The sequence below is a fragment of the Asticcacaulis sp. genome, from assembly GCF_051954415.1.
Lineage (GTDB): Bacteria > Pseudomonadota > Alphaproteobacteria > Caulobacterales > Caulobacteraceae > Asticcacaulis.
In genome coordinates, this window is sequence record NZ_JBQCHT010000010.1 from 1 (window position 1) to 14,967 (window position 14,967).

The window sequence follows — 14,967 nt, forward strand, 5'->3', positions numbered from 1 at the left end:
TGAACGCGGTCAGGTTCTGTGCAAGCCGGGTTCGATCACCCCGCACACCAAGTTCGTTGCCGAAGCCTACATCCTGACGAAGGAAGAAGGCGGCCGTCACACCCCGTTCTTCACCAACTACCGTCCGCAGTTCTACTTCCGCACGACCGACGTGACCGGCATCGTGAAGCTGAAGGAAGGCGTGGAAATGATCATGCCGGGCGACAATGCCGAGCTGGACGTCGAGCTGATCACCCCGATCGCCATGGAAGAGAAGCTGCGCTTCGCTATCCGTGAAGGCGGCCGTACCGTCGGCGCCGGCGTTGTGTCGAAGATCGTCGAGTAAGTTGAAGGCGAGGGGACATGGTCCCCTCGACCCCGATACATTCAAGCGAGACTTGATATAATAAAAAATCCTCCGGCTTTGGGCCGGGGGATTTTTTTATTATCCAGGCTTCCCCTGAATATGTTCCGGGATCAAAGGGGCTGTGCCCCTTTGCCTTTAACTACCTGTAAATGTCTTTACGATTGCCAATTTCAATGACGAGCACGCACATCTCACCATCCTGAATATCGCAAATTACGCGGTAATCGCCAACGCGGTAACGCCAGAAGTTGCCAAGCGGACCTGTAAGCGCCTTGCCGGTTTGCCGCGGATCGTCGGCAACGGCCACGCGTTCATCCATGAAATCGAGAATGCGACGCGCGATCTGGTGATCTATCTTCTTGAGCTGCTTGCGGGCCGTATCGGTGTACTTAATCGTCCAGGCCAAGATCGCGTCTCACATCCCCTGCCGAATGAACGGTTTCCTCGCCCTTGCGTACCCGTTCACGGGTGGAAGAGGCCAGATAATAATCTTCCATATCTTCAAGACCGCGTGCCACCAGTTCACGCAGGTAAAAGGCCTTGGTGCGGCCGGTCTGCGCGGCCAGTTGATTAAGGCGTTCCTCAGTGGCAGAATCGAGGCGAATTGACGTGCTCATGATGATGTCCAGGTTGACTACATGTAGTCATTGTATCACAAGTGTTGATATGGTTCATGCCTTTTGTTTGACAGCACCTCATCAGGCGCTCATCATATAGATGAGAGGTTGCAGGCGTTAAAAACATGCGGATAGTCATCATCCTGATCGGCGCGCTTCTGTGTACGGCCTGTGCCAATATGTATGGCGGGGTGGGCGTCAGCAATATGTCGCCGCAACATCAGGAGGCCGCGCGATGATCCTGATTGGCCAGTATGATTCCCCCTATGTCCGGCGTGTCGGCATTGCCCTGACGCTTTATGGCCATACGTTCGAACATCGTCCGTGGTCGACATTTGGCGATGGCGACAAGATCGAACCGTTCAATCCGCTGCGACGCGTGCCGACCCTGGTGCTCGGGAATGGCGAGATCATTCTTGAAAGCGCCTACGCGCTTGACTGGCTGGACGAGCAGGCGCGCGCTGCCGACGACATCGTCCCGCTGATTGCCGCATCGGGACCGGAACGGCAGAAAGCGCTTTACTATATCGCCCTGACGACGGGCTTTTCCGACAAGGCGATCGCGCTGTTTTATGAACAGGTACTGCACAAAGAAAAGTCGCCGGTCTGGCTGGAGCGCTGCAACAGGCAAATCAGCGCGGTTCTGGATGTGCTGGAAAAGATTCGTGCCGGCGCCAAAAGCCAGTGGCTGCTGGGTGGAGATATGACGCACGCCGATATCGCCCTGGCGTGCAGCCTGCGCCATGCCCGCGAGGCGCACCCGGCGATCGATTTCAGCCGATGGCCGGCCCTGGCTTTCCATAGCGCGCAATGCGAACGCATGGAGGTCTTCAGGCATATTTCTCAGCCATTCATCGGGCCGAAAACAGAGGATTAACCCGGCGCTAACCCTCCCGTTTAGGGCGGTATAAACCCTGTCGTGGTAGCTTTCAGGCTCAAAGTCATGTCTGCGAGCCCTCATGTCCCTGAAACGTCCGACCCAAGTCAGTTCCCTGAACCGGATCGAGATCATTCATGTCAGGGATCTGACAGAGCGCGATGTCAGCCAGTGGACGGCCTGGCGCGATCTGCGTCCGGAGCTGGTCGGGCCCTATTTTGATGTCCGTTATGTCCAGGCGATCGGTGCGGTCGTGCCGGGTGCGCGGGTGGCCAGACTTTATACCGAGGGGCGGATCGGCGGCTATTTCGCTTACCAGGTTCGTGCCGGCGTTTTGCAGCCGCTCGGTGCACCGCTCAGCGACTATCACACTCTGATTGCCGCGCCCGGTTTCACGCCGGACCTTAATCTGTTGCTCAAAGCCACCGGGGCGAAGCGTCTTGATTTCCAGGGCTGGGTAGGGCCAATGGAGCCGGCCGCCCATACAGCCGTGCTGAACCGTCGCGCCGCCCTGACGCCTGAAGGCTTCGATGCCTGGTATGAACAGCAGGACCATGAGCACCACAAGTTCTTCAAGAATGTCGGCCGTTGCGAGCGCAACATCGTCAAGGATTTCGGCGGTTTCGATTTCACCTGGGAGCGGGTGACGCCGGAGGTGATGGACTGGATCATCGATCTCAAGCGCGAGCAGTATAAAAAGACCGGCCTGCACGATATTTTCGATTGCGGCTGGACGCGCGACTTGCTGGCCAGCCTCGCCAGTCTGCCGGATGAAGATTACGGTCTGCGCGCCGGCGTCTTCCGTCACGAAGGCAAGCTGGTGGCGGCCGAAATCAGCCTGGTGGATCGCACCAGTGTCCATCTGTGGTTCCCAGCCTATGATCCGGCCTATTACCGCTATACAGTCGGGATTGTGCTGACCATGGCGATCATTCGGTATCTGTCGCCACTTGGCTATACCAGTTTTGATTTTGGTACGGGCGGCGAGGACTACAAGTCACCAATGACGGTTTCGGGGGGGGAATGCCTGGAAGGCAGTCTGCAATACGCGCCCGCACTGGGCAGCCGGATGGTGGACGTGGCCGTGGCGCTGCTGCCGGCGCGTCCGAAGCTGGAGCAGGCGCGCTTATCCTTACGTCGTCGTGTCAATGTCATCCGCTCCACCGAGGTTAGTCTCGGCGGTTGGAGCCGTGCCCTGATGGCGATGGGCCAGCGTGCCGTCATGCGCCTGAAGCCGGCAAAGACCTGACCTGTTAGCGCTATCGGTTTCTGTTTACGCAACGCGCCGTTCGCCTTATGACGGAGAGGCGCAGAACAGGGATCAGGCACATGACGGACACTTCGCGGCGTGGCGTTTTCAAGACATTGGTTGGTGGTGCGGCCGCGGCGCCATTCGCCGCCGCTCAAGCGACAGCGGCCTCCTGTGAGATACAGGCCCCCAAATGGGGCAGGGGGATTGAAGGGCAGCGCAAGGCCGACCTCGGCAACGGCACCTATCTCAATCCGATCATTCCCGGCGACCATCCCGATCCGACCATCCTCAAGGACGGTTCGGACTATTACATGACGTTCTCGTCGTTCTTTTCCTATCCGGGGATCGTCATCTGGCATTCGACGGACCTGGTGAACTGGGCACCGGTCGGGCCGGCCCTGCAAAAGCCGCTCGGTACGATCTGGGCGGTGGACCTGTGCAAGCACGATGGTCGTTATTTCGTCTATATCCCTGCTAATCCGGGCGACAAGGGCTGGTCAATCTTCGTGATCTGGGCCGATGACATTAAGGGGCCTTGGAGTGATCCGATCGACCTGAAGATCAGCGGCTGCATTGATCCGGGGCATGTCGTTGGAGAGGACGGCAAGCGCTACCTGTTCGTCAACGGCATCCGAAAAGTTCGCCTGAGCGACGACGGTCTGGCGACCGATGGTGAGGTCGAGCCGGCCTACAGTCCCTGGCGTTTTCCCGATGACTGGATCACTGAGAACTTCGCGCCAGAGGGGCCCAAGCTGTTGCATCATAACGGCTGGTTCTACCTGATCACGGCGGTCGGGGGCACGGCCGGGCCGGTGACCGGGCATATGGTCATCGCCGCGCGGTCGAAATCCATCCATGGCCCGTGGGAGGATTGCCCGCACAATCCGTTGGTACGCACCTTGAGCACCGCCGAACCGTGGTGGTCGCGCGGCCATGCCTCGATCGTCGAAGGGCCGGCCAAAGAAAACGAAAAACCCGACTGGTGGATGGTCTATCATGGCTACGAGAACGGCTTCCGTACCCTGGGGCGTCAGCCCTTGCTGGAGCCGATCGAGTGGACGAAGGATGGTTGGTTCCGCGCACTCGGCGGTGATCTGTCGAAACCGATAGCCAAGCCCAGGGGCGGCCCAAAAGATACTAAGCCGGGTCCGGCGGGTTTTGCGCTGTCGGATGATTTTTCACAGAATCGCTTTGGCACGCAGTGGAGTTTCCACGATCCCGCCGCCGACGAAATGTCGCGCGTACAATATGAAGACAAGGGGCTGCGCCTGGCGGGACGCGGATCGTCGCCGGCCGACAGCGCGCCGCTGACCTGTCCTGTGGGGGACCGGTCCTACCAGGCGGAGATCACACTTGATCTCGATGGCCAGGCCGAGGGTGGGCTGCTGCTCTTCTACAATCATAAGGCTTTCGTCGGCATCGGCTTCAAGCCGGCGGTGATGAAAACCTGGCAGTATGCCGAGGAACAGACCTGGCAGCGTACGCCGATGACGACCGACAGCGTGCGTGTGCGGGTAACCAATCACGAGAACGTCATCACCTGGCGCTATTCGCATGATGGCGGGAAGAACTGGACACGCCACCCGACACGCATGGAAGTCTCGGGCCTGAACCATAATGTCTTTGGCGGCTTTATCAGCCTGAAGGTCGGCATCTACAGTGTGGGCGAGGGGAGCGTCACCTTGCGCGACTTCTCTTACAGGGCGATTCAGGCGGATAAATCCGCTTTCCTCGCAAAATAATCCTCGCCGCTTATTTTTCTTCGCTTTGCGCCAATTGCCGCTTGACGAAAGCGAGTCGTTTCGGCATAAGCGCCACTCTGTTAGATCGGCTGTGGCGTCTGAAGGATGCCAAACGCGGTCTGCAAGCATAAACCAACCCGGTCGGCGGCCCTTTCTAAAGGGAATTGACCGGTTTGATCAACGGCCCGCGCGGGTAAAACCGCGAGGGCTTTGTTTTTGCGGATATCGCGTTCGTGCTCACGTTTGTGGGGGCGAGTTGGTCTTTGAAATGGTTCACTGGACGCGTTAAACGCAAACCTTTTGGGAATACGAGCGATATGGATCGTCAAAATATCCGCATCCGCCTGAAGGCCTTCGATCACCGCGTCCTGGATCATTCCACACGCGAGATCGTCAATACGGCCAAGCGCACGGGTGCTACCGTCCGGGGTCCGATCCCCTTGCCCACGCTGATCGAGCGTTTCACCGTCAACCGTTCGCCGCACGTCGACAAGAAGTCGCGCGAGCAGTTCGAAATCCGCACGCACAAGCGCGTGCTCGATATCGTCGATCCGACTCCGCAAACCGTGGACGCGCTCATGAAGCTCGACCTGTCGGCTGGTGTCGACGTCGAGATCAAGATCTAAGGGGCGCCCAGAGATGACCAACCGTACAGGTTTGATCGCTAAAAAGCTCGGCATGACCCGCTTCTTCGATGAAGCCGGCGTCCATGTGCCGGTCACCGTTCTGTCGCTCGACGGCTGCCAGGTCGTGGCCCAGCGTACCAAGGACAAGGACGGCTATGTCGCCCTTCAGCTTGGTGCCGGTTCGCGCAAGGCCAAGAACGTTTCCAATCCCGAGCGTGTTCGTTTCGCCAAGGCTCAGGTTGAGCCCAAGGCCATCCTGACCGAGTTCCGCGTGTCGGAAGATGCTCTGATCGAAGTTGGTGCCGAGTTCACCGCCGATCACTTTGCTGTCGGCCAGAAGGTCGATATCCAGGGCACGACCATCGGTAAGGGTTTTGCCGGCGCCATGAAGCGCTGGAACTTCGGCGGTATGCGCGCCACCCACGGTGTGTCGGTCTCGCACCGCGCCCACGGTTCGACGGGTAACCGTCAGGATCCGGGTCGTACCTTCCCCGGCAAGAAGATGGCTGGTCACTATGGTGTCGAAACCGTGACCACGCTGAACCTGGAAGTGGCTCGCATCGATGCCGAGCGCGGCCTGGTCTTCATCAAGGGCGCCGTTCCGGGCGCTGAAGGCTCCTACGTCAAGATCCGCGACGCTGTGAAGAAGGCTGCTCCGCAAGGTCTGCCGTTCCCTGGCGCGATTAAGACGGCCAACGCGGCTCCGGCCGCTGCTGAGGAAGCGCCTGCGCAAGAAGGGGCTGAATAATCATGAAACTCGACGTTATCAAGCTTGACGCCTCCAAGGCTGGCTCGGTGGATGTCTCCGATCTCGTGTTCGGGATCGAGGAAATCCGTTCGGACATCCTGTCGCGCGTCGTCAACTGGCAGTTGGCCAAGCGCCGCGCCGGTACGCACAAGGTGCAGACCCGCAACGAGAATTCTCGCACGGGTAAGAAGATGTACAAGCAAAAGGGCTCCGGCGGCGCTCGTCACGGTTCGCGCCGTGCCCCGCAATTCGTCGGCGGTTCGCGCGCCTTCGGTCCGGTTGTTCGCTCCCATGCGTTCGACCTGCCCAAGAAGGTCCGTGCCCTTGGCCTGCGTCACGCTCTGTCGTCCAAGATCAAGTCCGGCTCGCTGATCGTTCTCGATCAGGCTGTGGTCGAATCCCCGAAGACGCAATCGCTTCTGGCTTCCTTCGAGAAGCTGGGCCTGAAGAACGCCCTGTTCATCACCGGTCCGGAAGTCGATGCCAACTTCGCCCTCGCTTCGCGCAACATCCCGAACATCGACGTGCTGCCGTCGGCCGGCCTGAATGTCTACGACATCCTGCGCCGCCATACGCTGGTCCTGACGAAGTCCGCGGTTGAAGCCATCGAAGCCCGCTTCGCTGTGGAGGCCTAAGAGTTATGGCTGCTACCATTCGTAATTTCGACGTTCTTCTGTCGCCGCACATCACCGAAAAGGCCACCCTGCTTTCCGAGCAGAATAAGGTCGTTTTCAAGATCGCGCTTGATGCCAGCAAGGACGAAGTCGCTTCCGCCGTTGAAGCCATCTACAACGTCAAGGTCACCAAGGTGAACACCATTGTCACCAAGGGCAAGACCAAGCGTTTCAAGGGCATCAAGGGCCGTCGCAACGACATCAAAAAAGCCATCGTGACCCTGGCCGAAGGCCAGACGATCGACATCACAACCGGTCTGTAAGGGAAGGGCACAGAAAATGGCTTTGAAGCAATTTAATCCGACTTCGCCCGGCCGTCGCAGCCTGGTACTGGTCGACAAGTCCGAGCTCTACAAGGGCAAGCCGCAAAAGGCTCTGACCGAAGGTCTGACCAAGTCGGGCGGTCGCGGTGCGCAAGGTCGCGTCGCTGTCCGTTTCCGTGGCGGCGGCGCCAAGCGCCTGTATCGCATCGTCGATTTCAAGCGTCGCAAGTTCGACGTGCCGGCGACGGTCGATCACCTGGAATACGATCCGAACCGTACCGCGTTCATCGCGCTGATCACCTATGCCGACGGCGAAAAGGCCTACATCCTGGCCCCGCAACGCCTGAAGGCCGGTGATACGGTCATCGCGTCCGAAAAGGTCGATGTGAAGCCGGGCAATGCCGCCCCGCTGCGCAGCCTGCCGATCGGCACGATCATCCACAACGTGGAACTGAAGCCCCTGAAGGGCGGCCAACTGGCTCGCTCCGCCGGCGCCTATGCCCAACTCGTCGGCCGTGATGCCGGCTACGCCCAGATCCGTCTGGGTTCGGGCGAACTGCGCATGGTGCTCGATAGCTGCATGGCCACGGTCGGTGCGGTGTCGAACCAGGACCACATGAACCAAAGCCTCGGCAAAGCCGGCCGCACCCGTCACATGGGCTTCCGTCCGCATGTTCGCGGTGTGGCCATGAACCCGGTCGACCACCCGCACGGTGGTGGTGAAGGCAAGACCTCCGGTGGCCGTAACCCTGTGACCCCGTGGGGCGTTCCCACCAAGGGCCGCAAGACTCGTACCAACAAGGCGACGGACAAGTACATCATCCGTTCGCGTCACGTTAAGAAGGCTCGCTAATTATGGCACGCTCCGTATGGAAAGGCCCCTTCGTCGACGGCCACCTTCTCAAGAAGGCGGAAGCTGCGGTGAGCAGCGGTCGTAAAGAGGTCATCAAGACCTGGTCGCGTCGTTCGACCATCATGCCGCAATTCGTGGGTATCACGTTCGGCGTTTATAACGGTCAGAAGCACGTTCCCGTGCTCGTGTCGGAAGACATGGTCGGCATGAAGTTCGGCGAGTTCTCGCCCACGCGCAACTTCCCCGGCCACGCCGCCGACAAGAAGGCGAAGAAGAGGTAAGTTATGTCCCAGACAAAGAATCCTCGTCGCGTCAACGCCAATGAAGCCCGCGTGAAGCTGGTGTCGGTCCGGATCAGCCCGCAAAAGCTGAACCTGGTCGCCGCCTCGATCCGCGGCCTCAAGGTGCAGCGCGCGCTCAACGAGCTGGAATTTTCGCGCAAGCGCATCGCTAAGGACGTCCGCAAGGCGCTCTATTCGGCGATCTCGAACGCGGAAAACAACCACAACCTCGACATCGACAACCTGATCGTTGCCGAATCCTATGTCGGCAAGGGCATTGTCATGAAGCGCTTCGCTTCGCGTGCCCGTGGCCGTTCGTCGCGCATCATGAAGCCGTTCTCGGAACTGACCATCGTGGTCCGTGAACTCGGCGCCGAATCTCAAGAGGCTGCATAATGGGTCAGAAAGCTAATCCGATCGGCTTGCGCCTCGGCGTCAACCGCACCTGGGACTCGCGCTGGTTCGCCGCGCGCCAGGAATACGCCAAGCTCCTTCACCAGGACCTGAAGATCCGTAAGGTTCTGAAGGAAAAGCTGAATGCCGCCGGCGTGTCGCGCATCATCATCGAGCGCCCGCACAAGAAGTGCCGCATCACCATCTACGCCGCCCGTCCGGGCGTCGTGATTGGCAAGAAGGGCCAGGACATCGACAAGCTGCGCAAGGACGTTTCCGTCCTGACCGAAGGCGAAGTCTTCCTGAACCTGGTCGAAGTCCGCAAGCCGGAAGTTGATGCGCAACTGGTTGCTGAGTCCATCGCCCAGCAGCTCGAGCGCCGCGTGGCCTTCCGTCGCGCCATGAAGCGTTCGATCCAGTCCGCCATGCGCCTCGGCGCCAAGGGCATCCGCATGAACCTGTCGGGTCGTCTCGGCGGTGCGGAAATCGCCCGTATGGAATGGTATCGTGAAGGCCGCGTGCCTTTGCACACCCTGCGTGCCGACATCGATATGGGCTTTGCCGAAGCCCTGACCACCTACGGTATCATTGGTATAAAGGTGTGGATCTTCAAGGGCGAAGTTCTTGAGCATGATCCGATGGCCCAGGACAAGCGTTGGGCGAACGAGGCTTCCGGCCCGTCGTCGAGCGAGCGTCCCGAGCGTGGCGAACGTCCCAACCGCGGCCCGCGCCGCGATCGCAACAATAAGGAGGCGTAACTCCCATGATGCTTCCCAAGCGTACAAAGTACCGTAAGGCCTTCAAGGGCCGTATCCACGGTAACGCCAAGGGTGGTTATACCCTGAACTTCGGTTCGTATGGTCTGAAGACCGTTGAGCCGGAGCGTCTGACCGCCCGCCAGATCGAAGCCGCCCGCCGGGCCATCACGCGTCAGATGAAGCGTCAGGGCCGCGTGTGGATCCGCATCTTCCCCGACCTTCCGGTCACCGGCAAGCCTGCCGAAGTCCGTATGGGTAAGGGCAAGGGCGCTGTCGACCATTGGGCCGCCCGCGTGGCTCCTGGCCGCATCCTGTTTGAAATCGACGGCGTGCCGGACGACATCGCGCGTGAAGCGCTCCGTCTCGGCGCTGCCAAGCTGCCCGTATCCACCCGCGTCGTTACCCGTATCGACGCCGGCGTGGCCATGGCCGCGGAGTAGGACCTATGACCAAGATTGCCGATCTGCGGACCAAGACCGCCGACCAACTGCAGGAGCAGCTCCTGGACCTGAAGAAAGAGCAGTTCAACCTGCGCTTCCAGAAGGCCACGGGCCAGTTCGAGAAGACTCACCGCGTCAGCGAAATCCGCAAGGACATCGCCCGCATCAAGACCCTGCTGACGGCCCAGAAGGCCGGCGGCAAAGTCGCCTAAAGGAAAGAAGACCATGCCCAAGCGCATTCTTGAAGGTCTGGTTGTCTCCGATAAGGGCGACAAGACCGTGGTTGTGAAGGTGGAACGTACGGTTCTGCACCCCGTCCTGAAAAAGACGGTGCGTGTGTCCAAGCGTTATCATGCTCACGACGAAGCTAATGATTTCAAGGCCGGCGAAAAGATTCGTATTATCGAATGTGCGCCCAAGTCGAAGCTGAAAACGTGGGAAGTTCTCCCGCGCGAAGCCAACTAACTAGGAAAGTTTGAACCATGATTCAGATGCAAACTAACCTGGAAGTGGCCGATAATTCCGGCGCACGTCGGGTCATGTGCATCAAGGTGCTGGGCGGCTCGAAGCGCCGCTACGCCTCGGTGGGTGACCTGATCGTCGTCTCGGTGAAGGAAGCCATTCCTCGCGGCCGCGTCAAGAAGGGCGACGTTCTGCGCGCCATCGTCGTTCGCACTTCGAAGGACATCCAGCGCAAGGACGGTTCGGTGATCCGTTTCGACACCAACGCCGCCGTCATCGTCAACAAGTCGAGCGAGCCGATCGGCACGCGTATCTTCGGGCCTGTGCCGCGTGAACTGCGCGCCAAGAACCACATGAAGATCATCTCGCTGGCTCCGGAGGTTATTTAACTATGGCTGCCAAGATCAAGAAGGGCGACAGCGTCGTCGTCCTGACCGGCAAGGACAAGGGCCGCAAGGGCACCGTCGCCAAGGTCGTGACCAGGGATGGCCAGGCCGAGCGCGTTGTCGTCTCGGGCCTGAACATGGTCCAGCGCCACACCCGTCCGTCGCAGGGCAACCCGCAAGGCGGCATCATCAACAAGGAAGCGTCGATTCACGTTTCCAACGTGTCCCACGTTGACTCGAACGGCAAGCCGACCCGCGTCGGTTTCAAGATCGAGGGCGACAAGAAGGTCCGCGTTGCCAAGACGACGGGAGAAGTCATCAATGGCTAATGCTGAAAAGTACGTGCCGCGCGCCAAGAAGGTCTACCTGGAAAGCATCCGGGACGCCCTGAAGGCCGAGTTCGGCTATACCAACGAAATGCAGGTTCCCAAGCTCGACAAGATCGTCGTAAACATGGGTATCGGTGAAGCGACCGCCGACTCCAAGAAGGTGAAGAGCGCCATCAAGGATCTGGAAGCGATCACCGGCCAGAAGGCCGCCGAGACGCGCGCCCGCAAGTCCATCGCCGGCTTCAAGCTGCGTGAAGGCATGGTGGTCGGCGCCAAGGTGACCCTGCGCAAGGATCGTATGTACGAATTCCTCGACCGCCTGATCACCATCGCCCTGCCGCGCGTGAAGGACTTCCGTGGTCTGAACGGCAACAGCTTCGACGGTCGTGGCAACTACGCCATGGGCCTGAAGGAACACATCGTGTTCCCGGAGATCAACTATGACCAGATCGATCAGATGTGGGGCATGGATATCGTTGTCTGCACTACGGCGCCGACCGACAAGGAAGCCAAGGCGCTTCTGAAGCACTTCCAATTCCCGTTCACGTCCTGAGGCGGGTAGAGAGATAACATGGCAAAGAAAAGCGCTGTAAACCGCAACGAGATGGTCAAGAAGCTGGTGGCTCAATATGCCGCCAAGCGCGAAGCCCTCAAGGCGACCGCCAACGATGAAAGCCTGCCCCTGGAAGAGCGCTTCGCTGCGCGTCTTGCCCTGGCCAAGCTGCCCCGTAACTCGAACGCGACCCGCATTCGCAACCGCTGCGAAGTCACCGGCCGTCCGCGTGCCTACTATCGCAAGCTCCACATGAGCCGGATCGCGCTCCGCAAGCTGGCCAATGAAGGCCAGATTCCGGGCATGACCAAGGCTAGCTGGTAAGGGAGGACCAAGAATATGTTCGTTAATGATCCTCTGAGCGATATGATCGCCCGCATCAAGAACGCCGCCATGCGCAAGCGTTCCAAGGTGCTCACCCCGGCTTCCAAGCTGCGTGCCCATGTACTCGACGTCCTGAAGGACGAAGGCTACATCCGCGGCTACGAAGTTGTGGAAACACCGGGTGAATTCCCGCAGTTCGAAATCGAGCTGAAGTATTTCGACGGCGCGCCGGTCATCGCGGAAATCTCCCGCGTGTCCAAGCCGGGCCGTCGTGTCTATTCGTCGATCAAGGACCTGAAGCCGGTAAAGAACGGCCTGGGTATCTCGATCCTGTCGACGCCGAAGGGCGTCATGTCTGACAACAACGCCCGCGAAAACAACGTGGGTGGTGAAGTTCTCTGCCGCGTCTACTAAGCCAAAGCCTTTTAGAAAAAGTGTCCGCACTTTTTCGTTTAAAAAGGCGTCTTGAATTAGAAAACACGGCCGAGGACACTTAAGGCATCAGAAGGTTTTAAAATGTCCCGGATTGGTAAAAAAGCCATCACAGTCCCGGCCGGTGTGACCATCACACTGAACGGGCAAGACATTTCGGTGAAGGGCCCCAAGGGCGTCCAGAGCTGGACTGTTGTAGAAGAGATCGAAGTCAAGCAGGAAGGCGCCAGTCTCTCCGTCGCGCCGCGCGGTGAAACTGCCCGTCACAAGGCGATGTGGGGCCTGTCCCGCACGCTGATCGCCAATATGGTGAAGGGCGTGACCGAAGGCTTCGAGCAAACGCTTGAAATGGTCGGCGTCGGTTACCGCGCTGCCATGCAAGGCCAGAAGCTGGAGCTGTCGCTCGGTTTCTCGCACCCGGTCGTCATCGATCCGCCCGCCGGCATCACCTTTTCGGTGCCGAAGCAGACGGAAGTGAAGATTGCCGGCATCGACAAGCAACTGGTCGGTGAACTGGCTGCCAAGATCCGCAAGATTCGTCCCCCTGAGCCTTATAAGGGCAAGGGCGTCAAATATGCCGGCGAAACCGTTCGCCGCAAGGAAGGCAAGAAGAAGTAAGTCATGGCTCTGTCTCCTCGTGAACAATTGGCTCGTCGCGCGCAACGCAATCGCACGCGCCTGAAGTCGCTCTCCAACGGTCGCCCGCGTCTGTCGGTCTTCCGTTCGGACAAAAACATCTACGCCCAGGTCATTGACGACCAGAGCGGCGTGACCATCGTGGCTGCGTCGTCGCTGGAAGGCGGCAAGAAGCAGGGCTCGAATGCTGCCGCCGCTTCGGAAGTCGGCAAGCTGGTCGCACAACGCGCAATCGAAAAGGGCGTCAAGGACGTCGTCTTCGATCGCGGTGGCTACATCTATCACGGTCGGGTGAAGGCGCTGGCGGAAGCCGCGCGTGAAGCCGGTCTTAACTTCTAAGGGAATCGTTCATGGCCCGTCCTAGCGAAAACCGCTCCCGCGACCGCAACGAAGAACCTTCGGAATTCGTTGAAAAGCTGGTTGCTATCAACCGCGTCGCCGCCACCGTCAAGGGTGGCCGCCGCTTCTCGTTTGCTGCCCTGATGGTCGTTGGCGACCAAAAGGGTCGCGTCGGCTACGGCCATGGCAAGGCACGCGAAGTGCCGGAAGCCATCCGCAAGGCGACCGAAGAAGCCAAGAAGTCCCTGATCCGCGTGCCCCTGCGCGAATCCCGCACCCTGCACCACGACGGTTACGGCCGTTGGGGCGCCGGCAAGATCCAGATGCGCGCAGCCCCTCCGGGCACCGGCGTCATCGCGGGTGGTCCGATGCGTGCGGTTCTCGAAACCTTGGGCATCTCGGACGTTGTCGCCAAGAGCCTGGGTTCCTCGAACCCCTACAACATGGTGCGCGCCACGTTTGAAGCGCTGAAGGTGCAGTCTTCGCCCCGTCAGATCGCCTCGAAGCGCGGCAAGAAGGTCGGCGATCTTCTGAAGTCGCGTGCCGATGGCGCTTCGTCGCCTGAATCTCTGGAGGGTTAATCCATGGCCAAGGCTCCTGCAAAGACCGAAGCTAAGACCGTCACGGTCAAGCAAACCGGCTCTCCGATCCGTCGCACCAAGGACCAGCGCGCCACGCTCGCCGGCCTGGGCCTGAACAAGATGGGCCGTGTTTCCACTCTGGAAGACACCCCCTCGGTTCGCGGCATGATCGCTAAGGTCCACCACATGGTGACCATCGTCGAATAAGACAACAAGCCCGCGAATTCCGGTTCGCGGGCTTGCTTATTTTTGAAGCGTGCTGTAACTGGCGCGCTTCGTGTTTTTTGCCGCCAGGCAGAAGACGCAGAATTTTTAGCCGAGTTGGCCGCCAATTTACGTTTTTGGGACCAGCGCACCTGTCATTGAAAGGCATTACAAATGACCAAGTTGAACGAACTCCACGACAATCCCGGCTCGACCAAGGGCCGTATGCGCGTCGGCCGTGGCCCCGGTTCGGGCAAGGGCAAGACCTCCGGTCGCGGTGTCAAGGGCCAGAAGTCGCGTACCGGCGTTTCGCTGCTGGGCTTCGAAGGCGGCCAGATGCCGCTGTACATGCGGATGCCGAAGCGCGGTTTCAACAATCCGTTCGCCCTCAAGCTGGCCGAAGTCAACCTGTGGCGCCTGCAGGACGCCGTTGATGCCGGCAAGCTCGACGCCAAGGCCGATATCGATGCCGCCGCCCTGATCGCCGCCGGCGTCATCCGTCGTGAACTCGACGGCGTGCGCCTCCTCGGTGAAGGTGAACTGAAGGCCAAGCTCAACCTGAAGGTCTGGTCCGCGTCGGCCGGCGCCATCAAGGCTGTCGAAGCCGCCGGCGGTTCGGTCGCCCAGGCGCGCATCGAAAACGAAGCCAAGCTGGCTGCCCGCCTTGAAAAGATCGCCGCTGCCAAGGCTGCCCGCAAGGGCTAAGCCGCAAGCCGATATCACGCGCATTTGACGTTTGAATGTGCGTACCCCATATGGGTTGGATTGGGTGAGGGCGTGGTCTGCGAATCGCGTATACACCCAGTCTGCCCTTTTGGGATGATCACAGGGGCGCTGGCGCCCGCGCGAAT

General features: G+C 59.8%; 26 protein-coding genes and 1 pseudogene. 25 read left to right on the forward strand and 2 right to left on the reverse strand.

Features of this window, described 5'->3' with window-relative positions; genetic code table 11:
- Nucleotides 1-325 (forward strand): annotated as a pseudogene (gene tuf, locus ACTHND_RS03005) (elongation factor Tu); the annotation flags it as partial.
- Between the two features lie 160 nt (nt 326-485).
- Here the strand turns inward: tuf and ACTHND_RS03010 are convergent.
- Both ACTHND_RS03010 and relB read right to left on the reverse strand, forming a co-directional pair.
- The gene (locus tag ACTHND_RS03010) at nt 486-752 is read right to left on the reverse strand and encodes a type II toxin-antitoxin system RelE family toxin (RefSeq protein WP_440175823.1); all 267 of its coding nucleotides are present in this window, start codon (nt 750-752) and stop codon (nt 486-488) included.
- Nucleotides 736-963, reverse strand: coding sequence for a type II toxin-antitoxin system RelB family antitoxin (gene relB, locus ACTHND_RS03015; protein ID WP_440175824.1), 228 nt, complete (start codon nt 961-963; stop codon nt 736-738). The genes ACTHND_RS03010 and relB overlap by 17 nt, the downstream gene beginning before the upstream one ends.
- Nucleotides 964-1,198: 235 nt before the next feature.
- On the opposite strand from relB, the gene ACTHND_RS03020 reads away from it, so the two are divergent.
- From ACTHND_RS03020 to rplO, 24 genes are all read left to right on the forward strand, one after another.
- The gene (locus ACTHND_RS03020) at nt 1,199-1,840 is read left to right on the forward strand and encodes a glutathione S-transferase family protein (protein ID WP_440175825.1); all 642 of its coding nucleotides are present in this window, start codon (nt 1,199-1,201) and stop codon (nt 1,838-1,840) included.
- An 82-nt stretch (nt 1,841-1,922) separates the two neighbouring features.
- Nucleotides 1,923-3,089, forward strand: coding sequence for a GNAT family N-acetyltransferase (locus tag ACTHND_RS03025; protein WP_440175826.1), 1,167 nt, complete (start codon nt 1,923-1,925; stop codon nt 3,087-3,089).
- Nucleotides 3,090-3,169: 80 nt separating this feature from the next.
- A complete protein-coding gene (locus ACTHND_RS03030) occupies nt 3,170-4,834 on the forward strand; it encodes a family 43 glycosylhydrolase (protein ID WP_440175827.1) in 1,665 nt (554 codons plus the stop codon).
- Between the two features lie 317 nt (nt 4,835-5,151).
- Nucleotides 5,152-5,460, forward strand: coding sequence for a 30S ribosomal protein S10 (rpsJ, locus tag ACTHND_RS03035; protein WP_006273890.1), 309 nt, complete (start codon nt 5,152-5,154; stop codon nt 5,458-5,460).
- 13 nt (nt 5,461-5,473) lie between these two features.
- Complete coding sequence (rplC, locus tag ACTHND_RS03040) at nt 5,474-6,208, forward strand: 50S ribosomal protein L3 (RefSeq protein WP_440175828.1); 735 nt, start codon at nt 5,474-5,476, stop codon at nt 6,206-6,208.
- 2 nt (nt 6,209-6,210) lie between these two features.
- On the forward strand, nt 6,211-6,843 hold the full coding sequence (gene rplD, locus ACTHND_RS03045) for a 50S ribosomal protein L4 (protein ID WP_440175829.1): 633 nt from the start codon (nt 6,211-6,213) through the stop codon (nt 6,841-6,843).
- 5 nt (nt 6,844-6,848) lie between these two features.
- Complete coding sequence (locus ACTHND_RS03050) at nt 6,849-7,145, forward strand: 50S ribosomal protein L23 (protein WP_440175830.1); 297 nt, start codon at nt 6,849-6,851, stop codon at nt 7,143-7,145.
- Between the two features lie 16 nt (nt 7,146-7,161).
- Entirely contained in the window at nt 7,162-7,998 is an 837-nt protein-coding gene (rplB, locus tag ACTHND_RS03055) for a 50S ribosomal protein L2 (RefSeq protein ID WP_090650574.1), read from the forward strand.
- 2 nt (nt 7,999-8,000) lie between these two features.
- Entirely contained in the window at nt 8,001-8,279 is a 279-nt protein-coding gene (gene rpsS, locus ACTHND_RS03060; RefSeq protein WP_090650572.1) for a 30S ribosomal protein S19, read from the forward strand.
- 3 nt (nt 8,280-8,282) lie between these two features.
- The gene (rplV, locus tag ACTHND_RS03065) at nt 8,283-8,675 is read left to right on the forward strand and encodes a 50S ribosomal protein L22 (protein WP_090650571.1); all 393 of its coding nucleotides are present in this window, start codon (nt 8,283-8,285) and stop codon (nt 8,673-8,675) included.
- Nucleotides 8,675-9,430, forward strand: a complete 756-nt coding sequence (gene rpsC, locus ACTHND_RS03070; protein ID WP_440175831.1) for a 30S ribosomal protein S3 — start codon at nt 8,675-8,677, stop codon at nt 9,428-9,430. Before rplV ends, rpsC begins: the two co-directional genes overlap by 1 nt.
- A 5-nt stretch (nt 9,431-9,435) precedes the next feature.
- Nucleotides 9,436-9,870 (forward strand): 50S ribosomal protein L16, encoded by a 435-nt coding sequence (gene rplP, locus ACTHND_RS03075; RefSeq protein WP_018083969.1) that lies wholly within the window; start codon nt 9,436-9,438, stop codon nt 9,868-9,870.
- A 5-nt stretch (nt 9,871-9,875) separates the two neighbouring features.
- Entirely contained in the window at nt 9,876-10,082 is a 207-nt protein-coding gene (gene rpmC, locus ACTHND_RS03080) for a 50S ribosomal protein L29 (protein ID WP_023459518.1), read from the forward strand.
- 13 nt (nt 10,083-10,095) lie between these two features.
- Nucleotides 10,096-10,335, forward strand: a complete 240-nt coding sequence (rpsQ, locus tag ACTHND_RS03085; protein ID WP_090650568.1) for a 30S ribosomal protein S17 — start codon at nt 10,096-10,098, stop codon at nt 10,333-10,335.
- A gap of 17 nt (nt 10,336-10,352) precedes the next feature.
- On the forward strand, nt 10,353-10,721 hold the full coding sequence (rplN, locus tag ACTHND_RS03090; RefSeq protein ID WP_006273901.1) for a 50S ribosomal protein L14: 369 nt from the start codon (nt 10,353-10,355) through the stop codon (nt 10,719-10,721).
- 2 nt (nt 10,722-10,723) lie between these two features.
- On the forward strand, nt 10,724-11,047 hold the full coding sequence (gene rplX / locus ACTHND_RS03095) for a 50S ribosomal protein L24 (RefSeq protein WP_440175834.1): 324 nt from the start codon (nt 10,724-10,726) through the stop codon (nt 11,045-11,047).
- Complete coding sequence (gene rplE / locus ACTHND_RS03100) at nt 11,040-11,600, forward strand: 50S ribosomal protein L5 (protein WP_440175835.1); 561 nt, start codon at nt 11,040-11,042, stop codon at nt 11,598-11,600. Before rplX ends, rplE begins: the two co-directional genes overlap by 8 nt.
- An 18-nt stretch (nt 11,601-11,618) precedes the next feature.
- Nucleotides 11,619-11,924, forward strand: coding sequence for a 30S ribosomal protein S14 (gene rpsN / locus ACTHND_RS03105; RefSeq protein WP_090650563.1), 306 nt, complete (start codon nt 11,619-11,621; stop codon nt 11,922-11,924).
- Nucleotides 11,925-11,939: 15 nt separating this feature from the next.
- Nucleotides 11,940-12,338, forward strand: a complete 399-nt coding sequence (gene rpsH / locus ACTHND_RS03110) for a 30S ribosomal protein S8 (RefSeq protein ID WP_018083963.1) — start codon at nt 11,940-11,942, stop codon at nt 12,336-12,338.
- 102 nt (nt 12,339-12,440) lie between these two features.
- A complete protein-coding gene (gene rplF, locus ACTHND_RS03115) occupies nt 12,441-12,974 on the forward strand; it encodes a 50S ribosomal protein L6 (protein ID WP_440175837.1) in 534 nt (177 codons plus the stop codon).
- Between the two features lie 3 nt (nt 12,975-12,977).
- Nucleotides 12,978-13,331: a 50S ribosomal protein L18 gene (gene rplR / locus ACTHND_RS03120; RefSeq protein ID WP_440175838.1), complete on the forward strand. Its 354-nt coding sequence runs from the start codon at nt 12,978-12,980 to the stop codon at nt 13,329-13,331.
- A gap of 11 nt (nt 13,332-13,342) precedes the next feature.
- Nucleotides 13,343-13,912 carry a 30S ribosomal protein S5 gene (rpsE, locus tag ACTHND_RS03125; RefSeq protein ID WP_090650556.1) on the forward strand — a complete coding sequence of 190 codons (570 nt, stop codon included), beginning with the start codon at nt 13,343-13,345 and terminating at the stop codon, nt 13,910-13,912.
- Between the two features lie 3 nt (nt 13,913-13,915).
- Nucleotides 13,916-14,119, forward strand: coding sequence for a 50S ribosomal protein L30 (gene rpmD, locus ACTHND_RS03130; protein ID WP_440175839.1), 204 nt, complete (start codon nt 13,916-13,918; stop codon nt 14,117-14,119).
- 171 nt (nt 14,120-14,290) lie between these two features.
- On the forward strand, nt 14,291-14,821 hold the full coding sequence (gene rplO / locus ACTHND_RS03135) for a 50S ribosomal protein L15 (protein ID WP_440175840.1): 531 nt from the start codon (nt 14,291-14,293) through the stop codon (nt 14,819-14,821).
- Nucleotides 14,822-14,967: the final 146 nt, after the last annotated feature.

What these genes read in the sequence shown, in the direction of transcription:
- relB (WP_440175824.1), bottom strand. Translation starts at nt 963, where the DNA reads ATGAGCACGTCAATTCGCCTCGATTCTGCCACTGAGGAACGCCTTAAT.
- ACTHND_RS03020 (WP_440175825.1), top strand. Translation starts at nt 1,199, where the DNA reads ATGATCCTGATTGGCCAGTATGATTCCCCCTATGTCCGGCGTGTCGGC.
- ACTHND_RS03025 (WP_440175826.1), top strand. Translation starts at nt 1,923, where the DNA reads ATGTCCCTGAAACGTCCGACCCAAGTCAGTTCCCTGAACCGGATCGAG.
- ACTHND_RS03030 (WP_440175827.1), top strand. Translation starts at nt 3,170, where the DNA reads ATGACGGACACTTCGCGGCGTGGCGTTTTCAAGACATTGGTTGGTGGT.
- rpsJ (WP_006273890.1), top strand. Translation starts at nt 5,152, where the DNA reads ATGGATCGTCAAAATATCCGCATCCGCCTGAAGGCCTTCGATCACCGC.
- rplC (WP_440175828.1), top strand. Translation starts at nt 5,474, where the DNA reads ATGACCAACCGTACAGGTTTGATCGCTAAAAAGCTCGGCATGACCCGC.
- rplD (WP_440175829.1), top strand. Translation starts at nt 6,211, where the DNA reads ATGAAACTCGACGTTATCAAGCTTGACGCCTCCAAGGCTGGCTCGGTG.
- ACTHND_RS03050 (WP_440175830.1), top strand. Translation starts at nt 6,849, where the DNA reads ATGGCTGCTACCATTCGTAATTTCGACGTTCTTCTGTCGCCGCACATC.
- rplB (WP_090650574.1), top strand. Translation starts at nt 7,162, where the DNA reads ATGGCTTTGAAGCAATTTAATCCGACTTCGCCCGGCCGTCGCAGCCTG.
- rpsS (WP_090650572.1), top strand. Translation starts at nt 8,001, where the DNA reads ATGGCACGCTCCGTATGGAAAGGCCCCTTCGTCGACGGCCACCTTCTC.
- rplV (WP_090650571.1), top strand. Translation starts at nt 8,283, where the DNA reads ATGTCCCAGACAAAGAATCCTCGTCGCGTCAACGCCAATGAAGCCCGC.
- rpsC (WP_440175831.1), top strand. Translation starts at nt 8,675, where the DNA reads ATGGGTCAGAAAGCTAATCCGATCGGCTTGCGCCTCGGCGTCAACCGC.
- rplP (WP_018083969.1), top strand. Translation starts at nt 9,436, where the DNA reads ATGATGCTTCCCAAGCGTACAAAGTACCGTAAGGCCTTCAAGGGCCGT.
- rpmC (WP_023459518.1), top strand. Translation starts at nt 9,876, where the DNA reads ATGACCAAGATTGCCGATCTGCGGACCAAGACCGCCGACCAACTGCAG.
- rpsQ (WP_090650568.1), top strand. Translation starts at nt 10,096, where the DNA reads ATGCCCAAGCGCATTCTTGAAGGTCTGGTTGTCTCCGATAAGGGCGAC.
- rplN (WP_006273901.1), top strand. Translation starts at nt 10,353, where the DNA reads ATGATTCAGATGCAAACTAACCTGGAAGTGGCCGATAATTCCGGCGCA.
- rplX (WP_440175834.1), top strand. Translation starts at nt 10,724, where the DNA reads ATGGCTGCCAAGATCAAGAAGGGCGACAGCGTCGTCGTCCTGACCGGC.
- rplE (WP_440175835.1), top strand. Translation starts at nt 11,040, where the DNA reads ATGGCTAATGCTGAAAAGTACGTGCCGCGCGCCAAGAAGGTCTACCTG.
- rpsN (WP_090650563.1), top strand. Translation starts at nt 11,619, where the DNA reads ATGGCAAAGAAAAGCGCTGTAAACCGCAACGAGATGGTCAAGAAGCTG.
- rpsH (WP_018083963.1), top strand. Translation starts at nt 11,940, where the DNA reads ATGTTCGTTAATGATCCTCTGAGCGATATGATCGCCCGCATCAAGAAC.
- rplF (WP_440175837.1), top strand. Translation starts at nt 12,441, where the DNA reads ATGTCCCGGATTGGTAAAAAAGCCATCACAGTCCCGGCCGGTGTGACC.
- rplR (WP_440175838.1), top strand. Translation starts at nt 12,978, where the DNA reads ATGGCTCTGTCTCCTCGTGAACAATTGGCTCGTCGCGCGCAACGCAAT.
- rpsE (WP_090650556.1), top strand. Translation starts at nt 13,343, where the DNA reads ATGGCCCGTCCTAGCGAAAACCGCTCCCGCGACCGCAACGAAGAACCT.
- rpmD (WP_440175839.1), top strand. Translation starts at nt 13,916, where the DNA reads ATGGCCAAGGCTCCTGCAAAGACCGAAGCTAAGACCGTCACGGTCAAG.
- rplO (WP_440175840.1), top strand. Translation starts at nt 14,291, where the DNA reads ATGACCAAGTTGAACGAACTCCACGACAATCCCGGCTCGACCAAGGGC.